The organism is Jatrophihabitans sp., assembly GCF_036389215.1.
GTDB lineage: Bacteria > Actinomycetota > Actinomycetes > Mycobacteriales > Jatrophihabitantaceae > Jatrophihabitans_A.
Genome location: NZ_DASVQG010000282.1, coordinates 1 through 1,857 on the forward strand (window position 1 = coordinate 1; position 1,857 = coordinate 1,857).

Annotated in this window: 1 protein-coding gene and 1 pseudogene; both read right to left on the reverse strand. The window is 67.5% G+C overall.

What is annotated here, in order from left to right; genetic code table 11:
- Positions 1 to 331: pseudogene (locus tag VF542_RS15870) on the reverse strand (hypothetical protein); the annotation flags it as partial.
- A partial coding sequence (locus VF542_RS15875; protein ID WP_408652665.1) for an MMPL family transporter occupies positions 328 to 1,857 on the reverse strand: 1,530 nt, incomplete at its 5' end. The gene VF542_RS15875 and the pseudogene VF542_RS15870, both read right to left, overlap by 4 nt.

Genomic DNA, 1,857 nt, shown 5'->3' on the forward strand with positions numbered 1-1,857 from the left:
GTTCGCGCAGGTGCTCGGGCAGCCATTCCAGGAACGGCACCGTCACCTCGAGCAGGTCACCGTCCGCCCGAACCTCTTGGAAGAGGGCTTCCGGTATCCGCAGTTCGCTGCGCCAGAGTGGCACCACTGCCTTCGAACCGAGCAGGATCAGCAGCGGCTTGCCCTCGGCCAGGCACGCATCCAGCTCGCGCTGGTCAGCGGCGTCGGGCCATAGCCCGACCAGTTGCCAGTCCGCGGCGCTTCCGCACCAGCGCAGTCTCTCCTCGCCCTCGTGCACGATCAGCACTGTCGAGGTGTCCGCGTCGGTGCCCTGGCACGTTGTGGCGGTCATCGCACGTCCGCCAGTTCCGTCAGCGCCACGGCCCGGGGGGCGACCGTGGTCGATTGCCGGTGCGCCCAGACTCGAGGACCGACCAGGTGCAGCGTCGCCGGCATCACCAGCAACCGGATCACCACCGCGTCCAACAGCACGGCGATGGCCAGGCCGAAGCCCAACTGCTGCACGATGCTTATCTTCGCGACACCGAACGAGGCGAATACCGCCACCATGATGATCGCCGCGCTGTTGACGATGCCGGCGGTGCGGCTCAGTCCTGTTTCGACCGCCTCCACATGGCTGTGTCCCTCGGCGTACACCTCGCGCATCCGCGACATCATGATCACCATGTAGTCCATGCTGAGCCCGAACATGATGGCGAACAGCAGCAGCGGAGTGACACTGTTGACCGGCTCACCGAGGCCCTTCTGATAGATCAGGCTCAGCAGTCCGAGGCTGGCCGTCACGACCAGGCCGTTGAACGCCAGCGCCAGGATCGGCGCCAACCAGGAGGAGAATGCCCGGCGCAGCAAGAGCAAGGTGGCTAGCGCGGCGACCAGTATCACGATCGGCAACGAGCCTCGCACCACATTGTCGAAGTCCGCACCCTGTGCGGTCGCGCCGGTTACCTGCACGTCGACTCCGTCGTCCACCTTGCTGCCCAGACCGTCCCGCAGCGATGCGACGAGGTCATGGGTGGCGTTGGAGTCCGGGCCGGTCTTGGACAGGATCTGGACCCGAGTGACGTAGTCCTCACCGGAGCGGGCCCACAACTGCTGGAATGCTGCCCGGCTGGCCGGCGGCAACGCGGCCTGGTTGCCGTTGACCGCGGCCGAGATGCCCGCGCCGCCATCCAGGTCGGTGACCGCTCGCACCTGTTGGGTCTGCGACTGCGCCGTTGCCAGCTCTCGTACCGAACGGGCAGCGTCGAGAAGCCGTTGCGGACCACCGGACACCGGCGAGGACAGCACCACCTCGATCGGGAACAGGTCGCGCAGCGCAAGGTTCTGATCGATCCGCTCGAAACCGGTCCGGGCTTCGGTGCCCGCGGGCAGGATGGAGGCGCTGGCCACTGGCACCTGCAGCCGGATGCCGGCCATCGGGGTGGCCAGTAGCAGGAAGGCAGGCACCAGCACCAGCAGCAACAGGCCGGGCCGGCGGCGCAGCCTGCTCAGATCGAAGCGGGGACGGCGAGGCGTTGCCGATACGCGCTGCCGGAATCGCAGGTTGCCCCACGAGATCCGGGGACCGAGCAGCAACAGGACGGCCGGAAGCAGCGTCAGCGTCAGAGCCAGCGCGACCAGGGTCACGATGGCACCGGCCAGCGCGACGCTGGAGAAGACCATCGTCCGTGGAATCAGCAAGCTCAGCAACGCCACCACCACGACCAGGCCGCTGAACATCACCGAATGGCCCGCGGTCGCCATGGCACGCAGCAGCGCCGGCCGGGTCTCGGCCCCGTCGGCCAGTTCCTCCCGATACCGCTTGATGATGAACAGGCAGTAGTCCACCGCGACCGCCAGGCCGATCAGCGACACCAC